The sequence below is a fragment of the Rhizobium sp. BK418 genome, from assembly GCF_004341105.1.
Taxonomy (GTDB): Bacteria; Pseudomonadota; Alphaproteobacteria; order Rhizobiales; family Rhizobiaceae; genus Rhizobium.
In genome coordinates this window covers 767,280-782,438 of the sequence record NZ_SLZK01000001.1, presented here as the reverse complement: position 1 = coordinate 782,438, position 15,159 = coordinate 767,280, and the positions used below count along the sequence as shown (strand labels likewise).

At 60.1% G+C, this 15,159-nt stretch carries 17 protein-coding genes and 1 tRNA gene; 12 read left to right on the top strand and 6 right to left on the bottom strand.

Annotation, left to right across the window (positions count from 1 at the left end; genetic code table 11):
- Positions 1 to 4 precede the first annotated feature (4 nt).
- Positions 5 to 487 (top strand): GNAT family N-acetyltransferase, encoded by a 483-nt coding sequence (locus tag EV281_RS03890; RefSeq protein WP_132651600.1) that lies wholly within the window; start codon positions 5 to 7, stop codon positions 485 to 487.
- Positions 488 to 559: 72 nt separating this feature from the next.
- On the opposite strand, the gene tyrS is transcribed toward EV281_RS03890, so the two are convergent.
- Entirely contained in the window at positions 560 to 1,816 is a 1,257-nt protein-coding gene (tyrS, locus tag EV281_RS03885; RefSeq protein WP_132651599.1) for a tyrosine--tRNA ligase, read from the bottom strand.
- 121 nt (positions 1,817 to 1,937) lie between these two features.
- Here tyrS and EV281_RS03880 point away from each other — a divergent pair, with 121 nt between their 5' ends.
- Both EV281_RS03880 and EV281_RS03875 read left to right on the top strand, forming a co-directional pair.
- Positions 1,938 to 3,062 carry an anhydro-N-acetylmuramic acid kinase gene (locus tag EV281_RS03880; protein WP_132651598.1) on the top strand — a complete coding sequence of 375 codons (1,125 nt, stop codon included), beginning with the start codon at positions 1,938 to 1,940 and terminating at the stop codon, positions 3,060 to 3,062.
- Entirely contained in the window at positions 3,059 to 3,586 is a 528-nt protein-coding gene (locus tag EV281_RS03875) for a GNAT family N-acetyltransferase (protein WP_132651597.1), read from the top strand. The genes EV281_RS03880 and EV281_RS03875 overlap by 4 nt, the downstream gene beginning before the upstream one ends.
- On the opposite strand, the gene EV281_RS03870 is transcribed toward EV281_RS03875, so the two are convergent.
- On the bottom strand, positions 3,579 to 4,256 hold the full coding sequence (locus EV281_RS03870) for an alpha/beta hydrolase (RefSeq protein ID WP_132651596.1): 678 nt from the start codon (positions 4,254 to 4,256) through the stop codon (positions 3,579 to 3,581). The genes EV281_RS03875 and EV281_RS03870 overlap by 8 nt on opposite strands.
- A 216-nt stretch (positions 4,257 to 4,472) precedes the next feature.
- Here EV281_RS03870 and EV281_RS03865 point away from each other — a divergent pair, with 216 nt between their 5' ends.
- The 8 genes from EV281_RS03865 (at position 4,473) to EV281_RS03830 (ending at position 12,382) form a co-directional block, all read left to right on the top strand.
- A complete protein-coding gene (locus EV281_RS03865; RefSeq protein WP_132651595.1) occupies positions 4,473 to 5,639 on the top strand; it encodes a cysteine desulfurase family protein in 1,167 nt (388 codons plus the stop codon).
- 146 nt (positions 5,640 to 5,785) lie between these two features.
- Positions 5,786 to 7,255 (top strand): Fe-S cluster assembly protein SufB, encoded by a 1,470-nt coding sequence (sufB, locus tag EV281_RS03860; protein WP_132651594.1) that lies wholly within the window; start codon positions 5,786 to 5,788, stop codon positions 7,253 to 7,255.
- A 234-nt stretch (positions 7,256 to 7,489) separates the two neighbouring features.
- On the top strand, positions 7,490 to 8,245 hold the full coding sequence (gene sufC / locus EV281_RS03855; protein ID WP_132651593.1) for a Fe-S cluster assembly ATPase SufC: 756 nt from the start codon (positions 7,490 to 7,492) through the stop codon (positions 8,243 to 8,245).
- A gap of 23 nt (positions 8,246 to 8,268) precedes the next feature.
- Positions 8,269 to 9,543: a Fe-S cluster assembly protein SufD gene (sufD, locus tag EV281_RS03850; protein ID WP_132651592.1), complete on the top strand. Its 1,275-nt coding sequence runs from the start codon at positions 8,269 to 8,271 to the stop codon at positions 9,541 to 9,543.
- 12 nt (positions 9,544 to 9,555) lie between these two features.
- A complete protein-coding gene (locus EV281_RS03845; protein ID WP_132651591.1) occupies positions 9,556 to 10,797 on the top strand; it encodes a cysteine desulfurase in 1,242 nt (413 codons plus the stop codon).
- 10 nt (positions 10,798 to 10,807) lie between these two features.
- A complete protein-coding gene (locus EV281_RS03840) occupies positions 10,808 to 11,182 on the top strand; it encodes an SUF system Fe-S cluster assembly protein (RefSeq protein ID WP_132651590.1) in 375 nt (124 codons plus the stop codon).
- 76 nt (positions 11,183 to 11,258) lie between these two features.
- Positions 11,259 to 11,654 (top strand): Fe-S cluster assembly scaffold SufA, encoded by a 396-nt coding sequence (sufA, locus tag EV281_RS03835; protein ID WP_132651589.1) that lies wholly within the window; start codon positions 11,259 to 11,261, stop codon positions 11,652 to 11,654.
- Between the two features lie 107 nt (positions 11,655 to 11,761).
- Complete coding sequence (locus EV281_RS03830) at positions 11,762 to 12,382, top strand: LysE family transporter (RefSeq protein WP_132651588.1); 621 nt, start codon at positions 11,762 to 11,764, stop codon at positions 12,380 to 12,382.
- Positions 12,383 to 12,396: 14 nt separating this feature from the next.
- On the opposite strand, the gene EV281_RS03825 is transcribed toward EV281_RS03830, so the two are convergent.
- Together EV281_RS03825 and EV281_RS03820 are read right to left on the bottom strand one after the other, a co-directional pair.
- A complete protein-coding gene (locus EV281_RS03825) occupies positions 12,397 to 12,702 on the bottom strand; it encodes a flagellar basal body protein (RefSeq protein WP_132651587.1) in 306 nt (101 codons plus the stop codon).
- Between the two features lie 123 nt (positions 12,703 to 12,825).
- Positions 12,826 to 13,410, bottom strand: coding sequence for a TetR family transcriptional regulator (locus EV281_RS03820; protein WP_132651586.1), 585 nt, complete (start codon positions 13,408 to 13,410; stop codon positions 12,826 to 12,828).
- Positions 13,411 to 13,545: 135 nt separating this feature from the next.
- On the opposite strand from EV281_RS03820, the gene EV281_RS03815 reads away from it, so the two are divergent.
- Positions 13,546 to 14,514 carry an SDR family NAD(P)-dependent oxidoreductase gene (locus EV281_RS03815; RefSeq protein ID WP_132651585.1) on the top strand — a complete coding sequence of 323 codons (969 nt, stop codon included), beginning with the start codon at positions 13,546 to 13,548 and terminating at the stop codon, positions 14,512 to 14,514.
- A gap of 52 nt (positions 14,515 to 14,566) precedes the next feature.
- Here EV281_RS03815 and EV281_RS03810 read toward each other — a convergent pair.
- Both EV281_RS03810 and EV281_RS03805 read right to left on the bottom strand, forming a co-directional pair.
- Positions 14,567 to 14,642, bottom strand: a tRNA-Thr gene (locus tag EV281_RS03810).
- A gap of 266 nt (positions 14,643 to 14,908) precedes the next feature.
- Positions 14,909 to 15,154: a DUF982 domain-containing protein gene (locus EV281_RS03805; RefSeq protein ID WP_165911846.1), complete on the bottom strand. Its 246-nt coding sequence runs from the start codon at positions 15,152 to 15,154 to the stop codon at positions 14,909 to 14,911.
- Positions 15,155 to 15,159 lie beyond the last annotated feature (5 nt).

The following is a 15,159-nucleotide window of genomic DNA, read 5'->3' as shown; positions in this document are numbered from 1 at the left end:
TCCAATGAAGAGCTCGATCCTGATCAGGCCCTATAGGCCCACAGATAGCGATGCGACGATCGAGATTTTTCTGCGCGCCATCCGCGAGGTCTCCTCGAAAGACTATTCGCCCGACCAGATCAATGCCTGGGCGCAGGTGGAAGATCCTGCCAAATGGGCCGAGCGCAGGATCAGCCGCCCGGCCTGGATTGCGGAGATTGGCGGCAAGCCAGTCGGCTTCTCCGATCTCACGCCCGACGGCTGCCTCGACATGATGTTCGTGCATCCAGAATTTCAGGGGCTCGGCGTTGCTGGCCGCCTACTGACGCGCGTTGAGGAAGAGGCGCGGCGATTGGGAATGGAGCGGATCTACACGCAAGCCAGCCTGACGGTGCGGCCATTTTTCGAGCGCAAGGGATTCCGGGTCTTCACACGGCAAACCGTCGAACGGCGCGGGCAGCGGCTCGATAATTTCGTGATGGAGAAATTCTACTCACGGTGCTGCTGAGCTTTCGGCTCAAGGCAGACAAGCAAAAAGCCGGCGCGAAGGCCGGCTTTTTGCTTTGTATCCTTGTGCGGCTCAGGCTGCGCGGCGGATCAGAATGTGCTTCTTCTTGCCGAGCGACAGCTTGATGACGCCATCCGCCGTGATTTCGCCGCTGCCGATGACCTTGCGCTCGTCGCTGACGGCTTGGTCGTTGATACGCACGGCACCGCCCTGAACGTGTCGGCGGGCTTCACCGTTCGAGGCGGCGAGACCAGCGCGCACAATCAGGGAGAGCAGGCCGATGCCGGCGTCCAATTCGGAGGCGGGAACGTCGACGGAGGGGAGGTTCTCGGAAAGGCCGCCTTCTTCGAAAGTCTTGCGGGCCGTTTCGGCCGCCTGCTCGGCGGCTTCACGGCCGTGCAGGATCGCCGTGACTTCGGTCGCCAAAATCTTCTTGACCTCGTTGATTTCGGAGCCGGCAAGGGCGGAAAGGCGAGCGATCTCATCCATCGGCAGCGTGGTGTAGAGCTTCAGGAAGCGCGAGACGTCGGCATCCTCGGTGTTGCGCCAGTACTGCCAGAAATCATAGGCCGAGAGCATGTCGGCATTCAGCCAGACCGCGCCCGTCGCAGACTTGCCCATCTTGGCGCCGGAAGAGGTGGTCAGCAGTGGCGAGGTCAGCGCATAGAGCTGTTTTGTCCCCATGCGGTGACCGAGATCGATGCCGTTGACGATGTTGCCCCACTGGTCGGAACCGCCCATCTGCAGACGGCAATCATAGCGCTTGGCAAGTTCGACGAAGTCGTAGGCCTGGAGGATCATGTAATTGAATTCCAGGAAGGACAGCGACTGCTCGCGATCAAGGCGTGTCTTGACGCTGTCGAAGGACAGCATGCGGTTGACCGAGAAATGCCTGCCGACATCGCGCAGGAACTCGAGGTAGTTCAGCGAGCGCAGCCATTCGGCATTGTTGATCATCAGCGCGTCCTTCGGACCTTCACCATAGGTGAGGTAGTTGGAGAAGACGCGCTTGATGGAGGCAATGTTACCTTCGATCGTATCGACGGTCATCATCTGGCGGGCTTCCTCCTTAAAGGAGGGGTCGCCGACCATGCCGGTGCCGCCGCCCATCAGCGAAATGGCGCGATGGCCGGTCTTCTGCATCCAGTGCAGCATCATGATCTGGATGAGCGATCCGGCATGCAGGCTAGGCGCAGTCGGATCGAAGCCGATATAGGCCGTCACGGTTTCCTTGGCGAAGAGGTCGTCGAGGCCGCGTTCATCGGAGATCTGATGAATGAAGCCGCGCTCTTGCAGCGTGCGGAGGAAATCGGACTTGAACTCGGACATGGGCTTCGTCTCTTGAACGTCGAACGGGATTTGGAATTGACGCTTGTTGAACCGTCGCGGCGCGTTTAGCACTGTTTTTCCCAAAGTGCATCCGGGAATCGCATGAAAGGCTCGCGGCGCAATGGATATCGTCAGGACTGCGATCGGCTTGATGAGCGGCACCTCGATGGACGGCATCGATGTGGCATTGCTCAGGACAGACGGGCGAGGCTTCATCGAACGCGGCGCTTTTTTGGGCGTGCCCTATGATGGCGGTTTTCGCGAGCGACTGAAGCGCGCGCTCGATCTGGCGCGGCCGCTGACGGATCGTGCTGCACGGCCGGACGAACTTCGGCAGATCGAGATTGAACTCACCGAACGTCATGCGGATGCCTTGACGGCATTTCTCGATAAATTCGGGCTCGGCAAAGACGAGATCGACGTGCTCGGCTTCCACGGTCAAACGGTGCTGCACCGGCCGGATGATGCGCTGACGATCCAGATCGGCGACGGAGCGCTGCTGGCCGAGCGATCGGGCATTCCTGTTGTCTGTGATATGCGCGCCAATGACATGGTGCACGGCGGGCAGGGCGCGCCGCTGGTGCCAGCCTATCATGCCGCACTCGCCGGCCGGTTCCAGAGGGACGGGCAGAGCGTCTGCTTCGTCAATATCGGCGGCATCTCCAACCTCACCTATATCGGCGCGGAAGGACGCATCGCCGCCTTCGACAGCGGCCCCGGCAATACCTTGATCGATCAGTGGGTGGAGATGCAGACTGGCCAGACCTTCGATCCTGGCGGCAAGATCGCCGGCCGTGGGCAGGTGGTGCCTGATATCGCAGCCCGTTATCTCGGCAGCCCATTCTTCGGCGGCAATATCCGCCGCTCGCTCGACCGCGGCGATTTCAGGCCACTTGCCGATGGCGAGGCGAGCCTCGAGGATGGCGCTCGCACGCTGGCGCATGTCGCCGCTGCCTCTATCATCAAATCCGCCTCCTATCTGCCGGAAAATCCGTCCGTCTATATCGTCTGCGGCGGCGGACGGCTGAATGGTACGATCATGGCGGAGTTTGCCGATATGGCTGCCAGGAATCGTTCATCGGTCATGAGCGCCGAACAGGCCGGTTTTGACGGCGATGCCATGGAAGCGGAAGCCTGGGCCTATCTTGCCGTGCGCTCGCTGGAAGGCCTGCCGCTCACCTATCCCGGCACGACGGGCGTCAGTCATCCAGTCACTGGCGGTGTGTTAGCGGAGCCGGTGCGATGAGCGGCGAGGTCATTTTCGAAACGCCGCGCCTTGTCGCCCAAATGTGGGAAGACGGTGATGCCGATCTGATCCACGATCTGCATTTAACGATCGAGACAACGCGCTACATGTCCGGCGCCGCATCCTGGTCACGCGAAAAGGCGGAGGAACGGCTGCGGTCCTATCTCACCGAGCAGGCACGCGACGGCACCACGAAATACAAAATGCTTAGCCGCGAGGACGGCCGTTATATCGGGCGTGCCGGCATATCGCTCTTTCATACCGGCGAATACGAGCTTGGTTATGCCTTCTACGCCCGCGAATGGGGCAAGGGCTATGCGACGGAGATCGCGGCAGGTCTCGCCGACTGGTTCTTTGCCAAGGGGATTGCGCAGCATTTCGTCGCCTTCACCCACCCCGACAATCTTGTCTCACAGCACATTTTGAAAAAGATCGGCATGCGGGAGCGCGGGCCGATCTTTATCGAAGGTGTTCAGGGTGTGGAATTCGAGATAACGGCCGCCATGCGGCAGGCCGTTACCTGATTCGCTTTGCTGCCGGCTCCGGCACCAGTTCGCCGTTGAGGCGGCGGTCGAGATAGTCCTCACACTCGGCCATCAGCGTTTCCACCTGGCCATTGAAGAAGTGATTGGCACCTGGCACCGTGCGATGGGTGATAAGGATACCCTTCTGGGTCTTCAGCTTCTCGACGAGGCCGTTGACATCCTTTTCCGGTGCCACCTTGTCCGCTTCGCCATTGATGATCAGGCCGGAAGACGGGCAGGGCGCCAGGAACGAAAAGTCGTAGGTGTTCGGCTGCGGCGCGATCGACATGAAGCCTTCGATTTCCGGACGGCGCATCAGAAGCTGCATGCCAATCCAGGCGCCGAAGGAATAGCCGGCAACCCAGCAGGTCTTCGAATCAGGATGCAGGCTCTGCACCCAGTCGAGGGCGGAGGCGGCATCCGAAAGTTCGCCAGCGCCATGGTCGAATTCGCCCTGGCTGCGACCGATTCCGCGGAAATTGAAGCGCAGTGTCGTAAAACCGCGCTTCTGGAACATGTAGAAGAGTTGGTAGACGATCTGGTTGTTCATCGTGCCACCAAACTGCGGGTGCGGGTGCAGAATGACGGCAATCGGTGCGCTTTTTTCCTTGGAGGGCTGGTAACGACCTTCAAGACGGCCGGCTGGGCCGTTGAAAATAACTTCGGGCATCGGTACTCCGGGTTTTATTTCGCGTTCGCACCACGTTTGGCGACAACATGACTTGACGACAGTTGTCAACTTTTCTAAAACGCAGTTTAGAACAATTCGAAACTTGCATGGCAATCCACGCAGCGTGGAACGTGTCATACGGCAAGCCCGGCGGAAATTTCAAGGAAAATGCGCCGCCACGCCAGAGCAAGCTCGTCAAGCGCAGGACCAAAGACAATGGCGCCGTCACGCCTTTATCTCGATTGGAACGCGACATCGCCGATGCATCCCGCGGCGCGTGAAGCCGTCATGCGCGCCGTGGATATCTTCGGCAATCCCAATTCCGTGCATGGCGAGGGCCGTGCTGCGCGCGCAGCCATCGAGGGCGCGCGCCGCAAGGTGGCGCTACTGACCGGCACCGACCCGGCCAACGTTGTCTTTACGAGCGGCGCGACGGAAGCTGCCAATATGGTTCTCACGCCTGATTTCAGCATGGGCCGCACGCCACTGAAACTCGGCCGTCTCTATCATTCCGCCGTCGAGCATCTGGCTGTCCGCGAGGGCGGCCGGTTCCCGAAGGACAAGACGACCGAGGTACCGGTGACGGATGCCGGCATCGTCGACCTGAAGGCGCTTGCAGCACTTCTCGACGCTCATGACAAGGCGACGGGCCTGCCTATGGTGGCGATCATGTTCGTCAACAACGAGACGGGCATCGTCCAGCCTGTCGAAGAAGCAGCCAGGATCGTGCGCGCCCATGGCGGGCTCTTCGTCGTCGATGCCGTGCAGGCGGTCGGCCGTCTGCCGATCGAGATCGAGCGCATCGGCGCGGATTTCATGATCATCTCCTCCCACAAGATCGGCGGTCCGAAGGGTGCAGGGGCGCTGATTGCCCGTGGCGAGGCGTTGATGCCGAAGGCGTTGATCCGTGGCGGCGGACAGGAAAAGGGTCACCGCTCGGGGACGCAGAATTCACTGGCGCTAATCGGCTTCGGGGCAGCGGCGGAAGCCGTGACGCAGAATATCGAGGAACGGAACGCTGCGATTGCAGCACTGCGCGACCGGCTGGAAGCCGGCATGCGCGCTGCAGCGCCCGATGTCATCATTCACGGCGCCAGTGGTCCGCGTGTCGCCAATACCATCTTCTTCACGCTTCCCTGCCTGAAGGCGGAAACCGGCCAGATTGCCTTCGATCTCGAAGGTGTGGCGCTTTCGGCGGGCTCCGCCTGCTCCTCCGGCAAGGTCGGTGAAAGCCATGTGCTAATGGCGATGGGGTGCGACCCGAAGCTCGGGGCCTTGCGCATGTCGCTCGGTTTTTCGACGACGGAAGAAGACGTGGATCGGGCGATTGCCGCCTTTGCGAAAATTGCCTCTCGGCGAAAGCCGGCGGGCGAGGCGGCCTGAACGCCTCATATAATCTTGCGGAAACGCAATTTTCTGCTTGCTATCAGGGCTGAAAAGTCCCTTTTGGCCGCTTATATCAGGGGCAAAAGAAAATTGCCCGCACGACAAGCTGCCGGACCTTTTCTCCGGCGAGATTGGAGAACGACATGCCTGCTGTCCAGGAAACAGTCGATCGCGTTCGTCAGATCGATGTGGACCAGTATAAATACGGCTTTGAAACCGTCATCGAAATGGACAAGGCACCCAAGGGCCTGTCCGAAGACATCATCCGCCTCATCTCCGCCAAGAAGCAGGAGCCGGAATGGATGCTCGAATGGCGCTTGGAAGCCTACAAGCGCTGGCTGACGATGGAAGAGCCGACCTGGGCCCGCGTCAACTATCCGAAGATCGATTTCAATGAGATCCACTATTATGCGGCACCGAAGAGCACTTCGGGTCCGAAGTCGCTGGACGAAGTCGATCCCGAAATCCTCAAGGTCTACGAAAAGCTCGGCATTCCGCTGAAGGAACAGGAAATTCTCGCCGGCGTCGAGAAGTCGAAAATCGCCGTCGATGCGGTCTTCGATTCCGTCTCGGTCGTGACGACCTTCAAGGAAGAGCTGAAGAAGGCCGGCGTGATTTTCATGTCGATCTCCGAAGCGATCCGCGAACATCCCGAACTGGTGCAGAAATATCTCGGTTCCGTCGTTCCGACGACCGACAACTATTATGCGACGCTGAACTCGGCGGTCTTCACCGACGGCTCCTTCGTCTTCGTGCCGAAGGGCGTGCGTTGCCCGATGGAGCTTTCTACTTATTTCCGTATCAACGAGAAGAATACCGGCCAGTTCGAGCGTACGCTGATCATCGCCGAGGAAGGCGCTTACGTGTCCTACCTCGAAGGCTGCACTGCGCCGCAGCGCGATGAGAACCAGCTACATGCCGCCGTGGTCGAGCTGATCGCGCTTGATGATGCCGAGATCAAGTATTCGACGGTCCAGAACTGGTATCCTGGCGACAAGGACGGCAAGGGCGGCATCTACAACTTCGTCACCAAGCGTGGCGATTGCCGTGGCGACCGCTCGAAGATCTCTTGGACGCAAGTCGAGACCGGTTCGGCAATTACCTGGAAATATCCGTCCTGCATCCTGCGCGGCGATGACTCCAGAGGCGAGTTCTATTCGATTGCCGTGTCCAACGGCCATCAGCAGATCGATAGTGGCACCAAGATGATCCATCTCGGCAAGAACACGTCGAGCCGCATCATCTCCAAGGGCATTGCTGCCGGTGTTTCGCAGAATACCTATCGCGGTCAGGTTTCGGCCCACCGGCGTGCCACGAACGCCCGCAACTTCACGCAGTGCGACTCCCTGCTCATCGGCGACAAGTGCGGCGCGCATACAGTGCCTTATATCGAGGCGAAGAATTCGACGGCGCAGTTCGAGCACGAGGCAACCACCTCGAAGATCTCCGAAGATCAGCTCTTCTATTGCCTGCAGCGCGGCATTCCCGAGGAAGCGGCGATCGCGCTGATCGTCAACGGCTTCGTCAAGGAAGTCCTGCAGGAACTGCCGATGGAATTCGCCGTCGAGGCGCAGAAGCTGATCAGCATTTCGCTGGAAGGCTCGGTCGGCTAAATACGGCTCCGTCATCCTCGGGCTTGTCCCGAGGATCTGCTGCGGCCGAAGGCCTCTGCGACGGATCGATGAAATCGAGAATATCTATCGGCCATATCCCAACACATGGGGGTGGAGCGATTACAATTGAAGGCTTAGATCCTCGAGACAAGCCCGAGGATGACGGATCGAGACCGGTGCGACGGTCAATTGGGTGGGTCTTTGAAACCTGCCGGATAACAGGAAAGAATAAAGATGCTTGAAATCAAGAACCTTCATGCCCGCATCGCCGAAGACGGCACCGAGATCATCCGTGGCCTGAACCTTAGCGTGAAGGCCGGCGAAGTTGCCGCCATCATGGGCCCGAACGGCTCCGGCAAGTCGACGCTCTCCTATATCCTCTCCGGCCGCGAAGACTATGAAGTGACCGAAGGCGATATCCTCTATAATGGTGAGAGCATCCTCGAGCTTGACGCTGCCGAACGTGCTGCCAAAGGTATCTTCCTGGCCTTCCAATATCCGGTCGAAATTCCAGGTGTTGCCACGATGCAGTTCCTGAAGGTTGCGATGAACGAGCAGCGCAAGGCGCGCGGTGAAGACGAGCTGACGACGCCGGATTTCATGCGGCGCGTCAAGGACGCTGCGGCCAAGCTGCAGATCAACCAGGATATGCTGAAGCGCCCGCTGAATGTCGGCTTCTCCGGCGGTGAAAAGAAGCGCGCCGAAATTCTGCAGATGGCACTGCTCGAGCCAAAGCTTTGCGTGCTCGACGAAACCGATTCCGGCCTCGACATCGACGCGCTGAAGATCGTTGCCGATGGCGTCAACGCGCTGCGTTCGCCCGATCGCGCTGTCGTCGTCATCACGCACTACCAGCGCCTGCTCGACTATATCGTGCCGGACACCGTCCACGTTCTCTACAAGGGCCAGGTGATCAAGTCCGGCGACAAGACGCTGGCGCATGAGCTGGAAGCCAACGGTTATGCCGATATCATCGGCGCCGCAGCCTGACCGTGGCGGAAAGGACGACGTCCATGAACATGCAAACGACGAGCCGCCTGACAGCGGCCGAAACGGCGCTGATCGAAGCGTTCAACGAAAAGATCGGCGAACTGCCGGGCAATGGCGCGGTGACTGCGCTGCGCGACCGACTGCTCGACGATCTGAAGAAGCAGGGCCTGCCGACACGCCGCATTGAGGCCTGGCACTATACGGACCTCAAGAACCTGCTGCGCACCGTTCCGGCTCCTGCCGGTGACGCCGGCTCCGAAGCGCTGGAGCCGCTGGTCGAGGGTTCTCCGGTTCTTGCCGTCATTCAGGGCAGGGCTGTCAACAAGGCCTCAGTCGGCGAGTTGACGGTTTTCCCCTATTCGGAACAATTGACGGACGGCTCGGCTGTCGCGGGCCTCGACGCGCTCGGTCGTGACGATGCGGTCGGCCGCATCAATGGCAGCTTCGTCAAGGACGGATACGCCGTCGAGGTGCCAGATGGCGCCGAGCTTGAAGAGCCGCTGGAAATCCAGTTCGTGCATGCCGGGGGCGATGTTCATACCCGCCTGCCGGTTGCCTTCGGCGCCAATGTGAAGGGTGTCGTCATCGAGCGTCACCAGTCGATGACTGGCGATGCCGCGCTCGTGTCGCATGTCAGTGACATTACGGTCGGCGAGGGCACGGAGCTGACCTGGATCATCCTGCAGCAGCAGGGGACCGAAGATACGCATCTCGGCCAGATCCGCGTCGATCTCGGCACTGATGCCAAACTGAAGCTCTTCGTCATCAACGCCGGCGGCAAGCTGGTCCGTCAGGAGCTGAACCTCAAGGTCACAGGCGAAGGCGCCGATCTCACACTACGCGGCATAAATCTGCTCGGCGGCGACACGCATACCGACGTGACGATGGTGCTCGGCCACGACGTGCCGCACACCGGTTCGACCGAAGTGATCCGCAATGTCGTCTTCGATCGTGCCAAAGGGATCTTCCAGGGCATGATCCGTGTCGCACCCGATGCGCAGAAGACCGATGCCAAGATGGCCTGCAATACGCTGCTGATGTCGGACGATGCCGAGTTCTCGGTCAAGCCGGAACTCGAAATCTTCGCCGACGACGTCCAGTGCGGCCATGGTGCGACGGTTGCCGATATCAACGACGACCATCTCTACTACATGATGGCCCGCGGCATCCCGGAGAAGAAGGCGCGCGCCATGCTGGTCAACGCCTTCGTTGCCGAGATCGTCGAAGAACTGGAAGACGAAGCCCTGGTCGAGGCGCTGGAAGGCGTCATCTCGGCCTGGCTGGACAAGCACGCCTGATCGGACAGCGCCATGGACAAGATCGTACCGGCAACCGCCTATGATGTAGAAGCCATCCGCAGGGATTTCCCGATCCTTGCGGAGAAGGTGCATGGCAAGCCGCTGGTCTATCTGGATAACGGCGCATCCGCCCAGAAGCCGCAGGCGGTGATCGATGCGATCTCGCATGCCTACGGCCACGAATATGCCAATGTGCATCGCGGCCTTCACTACCTCTCCAATGCGGCGACGGAAGCCTATGAAGCAGCGCGCGAAAAGGTGCGCCGCTTCCTAAATGCACCTGATATCAACGACATCGTCTTCACCAAGAACTCGACCGAGGCGATCAACACGGTCGCTTACGGCTGGGGCATGCCCAAGATCGGCGAGGGCGATGAGATCGTGCTGACGATCATGGAGCACCATTCCAATATCGTGCCCTGGCATTTCATCCGCGAGAGGCAGGGTGCCAAGCTCGTCTGGGTGCCGGTCGACGATGAAGGCGCCTTCCATATCGAAGAATTCGAGAAGAGCCTGACCGACAGGACCAAGCTCGTCGCGATCACCCATATGTCGAATGCGCTCGGCACCATTGTTCCTGTCAAGGAAGTCTGCCGCATCGCCCATGAGCGCGGCATTCCGGTCCTGATCGACGGTTCGCAGGGCGCGGTGCATCTGCCCGTCGACGTGCAGGATATCGATTGTGACTGGTATGTCATGACCGGCCACAAGCTCTATGGTCCCTCAGGCATCGGCGTGCTCTACGGCAAGAAGAATCGGCTGAAGGAGATGCGGCCGTTCCAGGGTGGTGGCGAGATGATCTTCGAAGTGACCGAGGATATCGTCACCTACAACGATCCGCCGCACCGTTTCGAGGCCGGCACGCCGCCGATCGTGCAGGCGATCGGGCTTGGTTATGCGCTCGACTATATGGACAAGATCGGCCGCGGGAATATTGCAGCCCACGAGGCGGATCTGACGGCCTATGCGGAAGAACGGCTGCGGGCGGTCAATTCGCTGCGCATCTTCGGCAGTGCACCGGGCAAGGGCGCGATCTTCTCTTTCGAGCTTGCGGGCATCCACGCCCACGACGTCTCGATGGTTATCGACCGCCGGGGTATCGCCGTTCGCGCCGGCACGCATTGCGCCATGCCGCTCTTGAAACGCTTCGGCGTGACCTCCACATGCCGGGCATCTTTCGGCATGTATAATACCCGCGCCGAGGTGGATGCGCTTGCCGATGCGCTCGACCATGCGCGCAAGTTCTTTGCTTGAGGAAGAAGCCATGAGCCTGAATGAAGAGAAGATCGACGTGCGCGAAGGCATCGTGCATTCCAGCATTCCCGAAGAGGAACTGGCGCGTCTCAGCGATGACGTAATCGGCGCTCTCAAGACGGTCTACGATCCGGAAATTCCGGCAGATATTTTCGAGCTCGGCCTCGTCTACAAGATCGACATCGAAGACGACCGCATGGTCAAGATCGTCATGACGCTGACGGCACCGGGCTGCCCGGTTGCCGGCGAGATGCCGGGCTGGGTAGAAAATGCCGTCGGCGCCGTCGAAGGCGTTTCGGGCGTCGAAGTCGAAATGACCTTCGATCCGCCGTGGACACCGGACCGCATGTCCGAAGAGGCGCAGGTCGCGGTTGGCTGGTATTGATCGATTAAGGTCATCGCCTTACATTTGAATCACGAAGCACCGGATCTTGAACCCGGTTGTGGAAGGAGAAGAGCCGATGGGCTTTGCAGTGATGAGCATGACGACAGCCGCCGCAGACCGCGTGAAGGCGATCGTTGCGAACGGCGGACCGGATGCCAAGGGCATTCGCGTCGGCATCAAGAAGGGCGGCTGCGCCGGGATGGAATATACCATCGACATGGTGACCGAGCCCAATGCCAAGGATGATCTGATCGAGCGCGATGGCGCCAAGGTCTGGATCGAGCCATCGGCCGTTCTCTACCTCCTTGGCACCGAACTCGGCTTCGAAACGACCACGCTGCGGTCCGGCTTCACCTTCACCAACCCGAACCAGACCTCGGCCTGCGGCTGCGGCGAATCCGTGGAACTCAAACCTGCCGATCTCGCAGCGCTTGCTGCACGCGGCGATGCTGTGGTTCCAGCGCAGCATTAAGCATTTTTTCGTTGAATTTGCCTGATGGCCGCCATAATTGGCGGCCTTTTGATTTTGACGAGCCTGTCCGAAGACCGACAAGCGACCAAGAAGAAGAAAAGCGGACAATGCTCTTTCTATTCCTGAAAGGCGCCCTGCTGGGTGTCATCATCACCGCGCCGCTCGGGCCGATTGGAACGCTCTGCATCAATCGCAGCCTCGAGAAGGGCTTCTGGTTCGGCTTTTCCGGCGGGCTCGGAACGGCACTGGGTGACGCGACCTATGCGCTGGTCGCGGTTGCCGGGCTTGCGGTCTTCTCGGAGACCATGTCGACGGCCACCATTCCGCTGGCACTCGGCGGTGGAATGATGCTGCTCTGGCTCGGCTGGCGCGGACTGCAGAACAGGGGGATCGTGAAGGCGGCAAAGATCGATGCGGCCGACTTTCTGCATACGACCATTTCAACCTTCCTGCTGACCATCTCAAATCCGGCGACGATCCTGTCTTTCGGCGCATTGTTTGCCGGGTTTGGCCTGACAGAGGAGACACGCCGATACAGCTCGGCCGTGATCGTCTCCGGCGTCTTTATCGGGTCGCTGCTCTGGTGGTTCTGTCTGAGTGCAGCCGTCAGCGTTGCACGGGACCGGTTATCGAGCGATTTCACGGCCAGGGTTGGCCGCGCGACGAGCTATATGCTGATCGCTTTCGGCGCCGTGGCACTCGGCTCCGTGGCCTATTCGATTGTCTGAAAGCCCGAGGCGCTTTAGTCGCGCTTGATGCTCATCAAGACGTCCCAGAGATCGGCGCCCGTCTCGAAAACCGTGGCATTTGCCTTGTAGCTCTGCTCGGTCTCGATGAGATCGGTGAGCTCTGTCGCAAAATCCACGCGCTGATCCGTCTCGGTGACATCAGCCTGAACGCCTGCGGGTTCGAAGGACTGGAAGCTGGTGTTCAGCCGGCCATAGCCCGGCGTGCTCGCATTGGCGACATTGTTGGCGACCGCGCCTGCGCGCCTCGTCTGTGCGAGCATTCCCGAGAGAGCCGTATGCGTGATTGCAGAAATGCTCATCGACCGTTTCCCTGTTTCCGGACACCAGGTGTTTTACCGGCAAGGATTTAGGGAAAGCTGAAAGGCTTCGGTTAGCGAAAGGAGAAGGAATTGAGAACGGCTGTGCCGTAATGGTACGAAGCCTCAGCGGTTGGCTTTCATGCCCGCAATCAGGATATCGATGAGCTGCCGTGCCGCCTCCCGCCAGGCGGGGCCACAGCTGATGCTTGCGCCACCGGCGAGCGCGCGCAGAAGGTCGAGCGGATCCATCGTCAGGCGGATTTCACCGGACACCGTTGCACGGTCGATCAGCAGATTGACGGCATCGGTGATCGGGGCAACGGACTCCGCATAGAGCTCGGATGTGCCGCCAACAAGCGAATCCAGCAGCTCGGACATGCCCTTTTTCGCCACAACATAGTCCACGAACTGCACCAGCCACAGCCGCAACGCCTCGACGGGCGGATGCATCTCGGTAAGGCTCTTTGCAGCAGCAGCAAGCTGCGCCGTCTCATTGCGGTAGACGGCAGAAACCAGAGCATCGCGGGTCGGGAAGTGGCGATAGAGCGTACCGATGCCGACACCTGCGGAACGGGCAATTTCCTCGAGGCTAGCGCTGGAACCCTTGTCGGCAAAGACAATCTTGGCCGTTTCGATCAGCAGAATTCGATTGCGTTCGGCATCCGCGCGCGGCTTTCGGGCGGCGGACCCGTCACTTTTTTCGGCCATTTCCGGGACGTCCCCTTGATAAACGGAGGCACCCTCCGTATTTATCTGGAGGCATCCTCCTTTTATTCCATTAGAGGCCGGTGGGCAATGGTCCACCAGCTCGGAGCGGTGCGTCCATTGATCAAGGAGATAATCATGAATGGACATTTTGGCGCAACATCGACGACCGACGAGGTGCTCGCCGGCGTCGACCTCTCGGGCAAGCGCGTCCTGGTGACGGGCGTTTCCGCCGGCCTCGGCGTAGAAACCGCACGCGTACTGGCCGCCCATGGGGCTCAGGTGGTGGGCACCGCCCGCGACCTTGCAAAGGCGAGGGCGGCAACCGAGGTCGTGCGCGCCGAGGTGGCCAACGGCGGCAGCCTTGATATCGTCGAGCTCGATCTTGCGTCGCTCGCAAGCGTGCGCGCCGCTGCGGATGCGCTCCTTGCCGATGGCCGCCCCTTTGACGTCGTCATCGCCAATGCCGGCGTCATGGCCGCGCCTTTCGGCCGCACTGCCGATGGTTTTGAGACGCAGTTTGGCACCAATCATCTTGGTCATTTCGTACTCATCAATCGCATCGCGCCGCTCATCAAATCGGGCGGGCGCGTCGTCATCGTCGCGTCGTCGGGTCACCGCATGGCGCCCTTCAGCCTCGACGACCTCAATTTTGAGAACAGGACCTATGAACCTTGGGCGGCCTATGCCCAGTCGAAAACCGCAAATATCCTGTTCGCAGTCGAACTCGACCGGCGCCTCAAGGAGCGCGGCATCCGTGCGACGGCACTGCATCCCGGCGGCATCCATACCGAACTCGGCCGCCACCTTGACCCCACCATGATCGAGGGCATGATGGCACAGATCAACGCGGCCCTTGCCGCCGAAGGCAAGCCGCCTTTCGAGTGGAAGACGGTACCGCAGGGCGCGGCAACTTCGGTCTGGGCCGGTTTTGTTGCCCCGGCAGACGAGGTCGGCGGCAAATATTGCGAGAACTGCCACGTCTCTGAAGTAACGGACGCGGAAATCAGCCCGATTTCCGAGGGCGTGCGTCCCTATGCGCTCGATCCCGAGACGGCGAAGGCATTGTGGGTCAAGAGCGAAAATATGGTCGGCGAGCGCTTCTAAGTTGCGAACCGGCATGCTTCAGCGTTGAAGAAGAGCAGGGGGACCGGAAAACTGGTGCCCCTGCCGAGGAATTGAACCTGGATCGGCTGCAAACCAGACAGCTGCTCTTGCGTTGAGCTACGAGGGGCGTGATGTCTCTATGGCAGAAATGACGCTCGCAAGCGAGCGAAGCTTCGATCGACGGTTAGGGGGTAAGGTTAACCTCTGCTGCAACAAGGCTGATGAAGGAGAAGGGCGCCCAGTACAGGGGCAGGCAACCCTTCTCCATGCTGGCTGTGCAGCATCCAGCAAAGCTACTTACGCGGCGGAGCCGAAATAGTTCACCGGCCCTCGTAGAATCTCGAAAAAATCTGCCTGCATTCCGTCATTGCCACCATTGCGGGCGTGTGGCCATTCAGCTCTTGATATCGAGGCCTGCTTCAACTGCTGCCGCGATGAATGCCCTGCGTGCATCTTCGCCGGTGCGCTTGCCCTTGATGACATCGGCGCAGACCAGCAGCGCCTGGTCGAGCGCGGCGCCATCCTCGATCGGCCAATCCTCGATCATCGCCCAAGACGCAGCCTGGGTGGTATCGATTGTCACATACCGGCCGGGCTCGTCGAGGGCAACGAGCACAGGTTTCGACCAGGGCGCCTGCATTCTTG

What these genes read in the sequence shown, in the direction of transcription:
- EV281_RS03890 (WP_132651600.1), top strand. Translation starts at nt 5, where the DNA reads ATGAAGAGCTCGATCCTGATCAGGCCCTATAGGCCCACAGATAGCGAT.
- tyrS (WP_132651599.1), bottom strand. Translation starts at nt 1,816, where the DNA reads ATGTCCGAGTTCAAGTCCGATTTCCTCCGCACGCTGCAAGAGCGCGGC.
- EV281_RS03880 (WP_132651598.1), top strand. Translation starts at nt 1,938, where the DNA reads ATGGATATCGTCAGGACTGCGATCGGCTTGATGAGCGGCACCTCGATG.
- EV281_RS03875 (WP_132651597.1), top strand. Translation starts at nt 3,059, where the DNA reads ATGAGCGGCGAGGTCATTTTCGAAACGCCGCGCCTTGTCGCCCAAATG.
- EV281_RS03870 (WP_132651596.1), bottom strand. Translation starts at nt 4,256, where the DNA reads ATGCCCGAAGTTATTTTCAACGGCCCAGCCGGCCGTCTTGAAGGTCGT.
- EV281_RS03865 (WP_132651595.1), top strand. Translation starts at nt 4,473, where the DNA reads ATGGCGCCGTCACGCCTTTATCTCGATTGGAACGCGACATCGCCGATG.
- sufB (WP_132651594.1), top strand. Translation starts at nt 5,786, where the DNA reads ATGCCTGCTGTCCAGGAAACAGTCGATCGCGTTCGTCAGATCGATGTG.
- sufC (WP_132651593.1), top strand. Translation starts at nt 7,490, where the DNA reads ATGCTTGAAATCAAGAACCTTCATGCCCGCATCGCCGAAGACGGCACC.
- sufD (WP_132651592.1), top strand. Translation starts at nt 8,269, where the DNA reads ATGAACATGCAAACGACGAGCCGCCTGACAGCGGCCGAAACGGCGCTG.
- EV281_RS03845 (WP_132651591.1), top strand. Translation starts at nt 9,556, where the DNA reads ATGGACAAGATCGTACCGGCAACCGCCTATGATGTAGAAGCCATCCGC.
- EV281_RS03840 (WP_132651590.1), top strand. Translation starts at nt 10,808, where the DNA reads ATGAGCCTGAATGAAGAGAAGATCGACGTGCGCGAAGGCATCGTGCAT.
- sufA (WP_132651589.1), top strand. Translation starts at nt 11,259, where the DNA reads ATGGGCTTTGCAGTGATGAGCATGACGACAGCCGCCGCAGACCGCGTG.
- EV281_RS03830 (WP_132651588.1), top strand. Translation starts at nt 11,762, where the DNA reads ATGCTCTTTCTATTCCTGAAAGGCGCCCTGCTGGGTGTCATCATCACC.
- EV281_RS03825 (WP_132651587.1), bottom strand. Translation starts at nt 12,702, where the DNA reads ATGAGCATTTCTGCAATCACGCATACGGCTCTCTCGGGAATGCTCGCA.
- EV281_RS03820 (WP_132651586.1), bottom strand. Translation starts at nt 13,410, where the DNA reads ATGGCCGAAAAAAGTGACGGGTCCGCCGCCCGAAAGCCGCGCGCGGAT.
- EV281_RS03815 (WP_132651585.1), top strand. Translation starts at nt 13,546, where the DNA reads ATGAATGGACATTTTGGCGCAACATCGACGACCGACGAGGTGCTCGCC.
- EV281_RS03805 (WP_165911846.1), bottom strand. Translation starts at nt 15,154, where the DNA reads ATGCAGGCGCCCTGGTCGAAACCTGTGCTCGTTGCCCTCGACGAGCCC.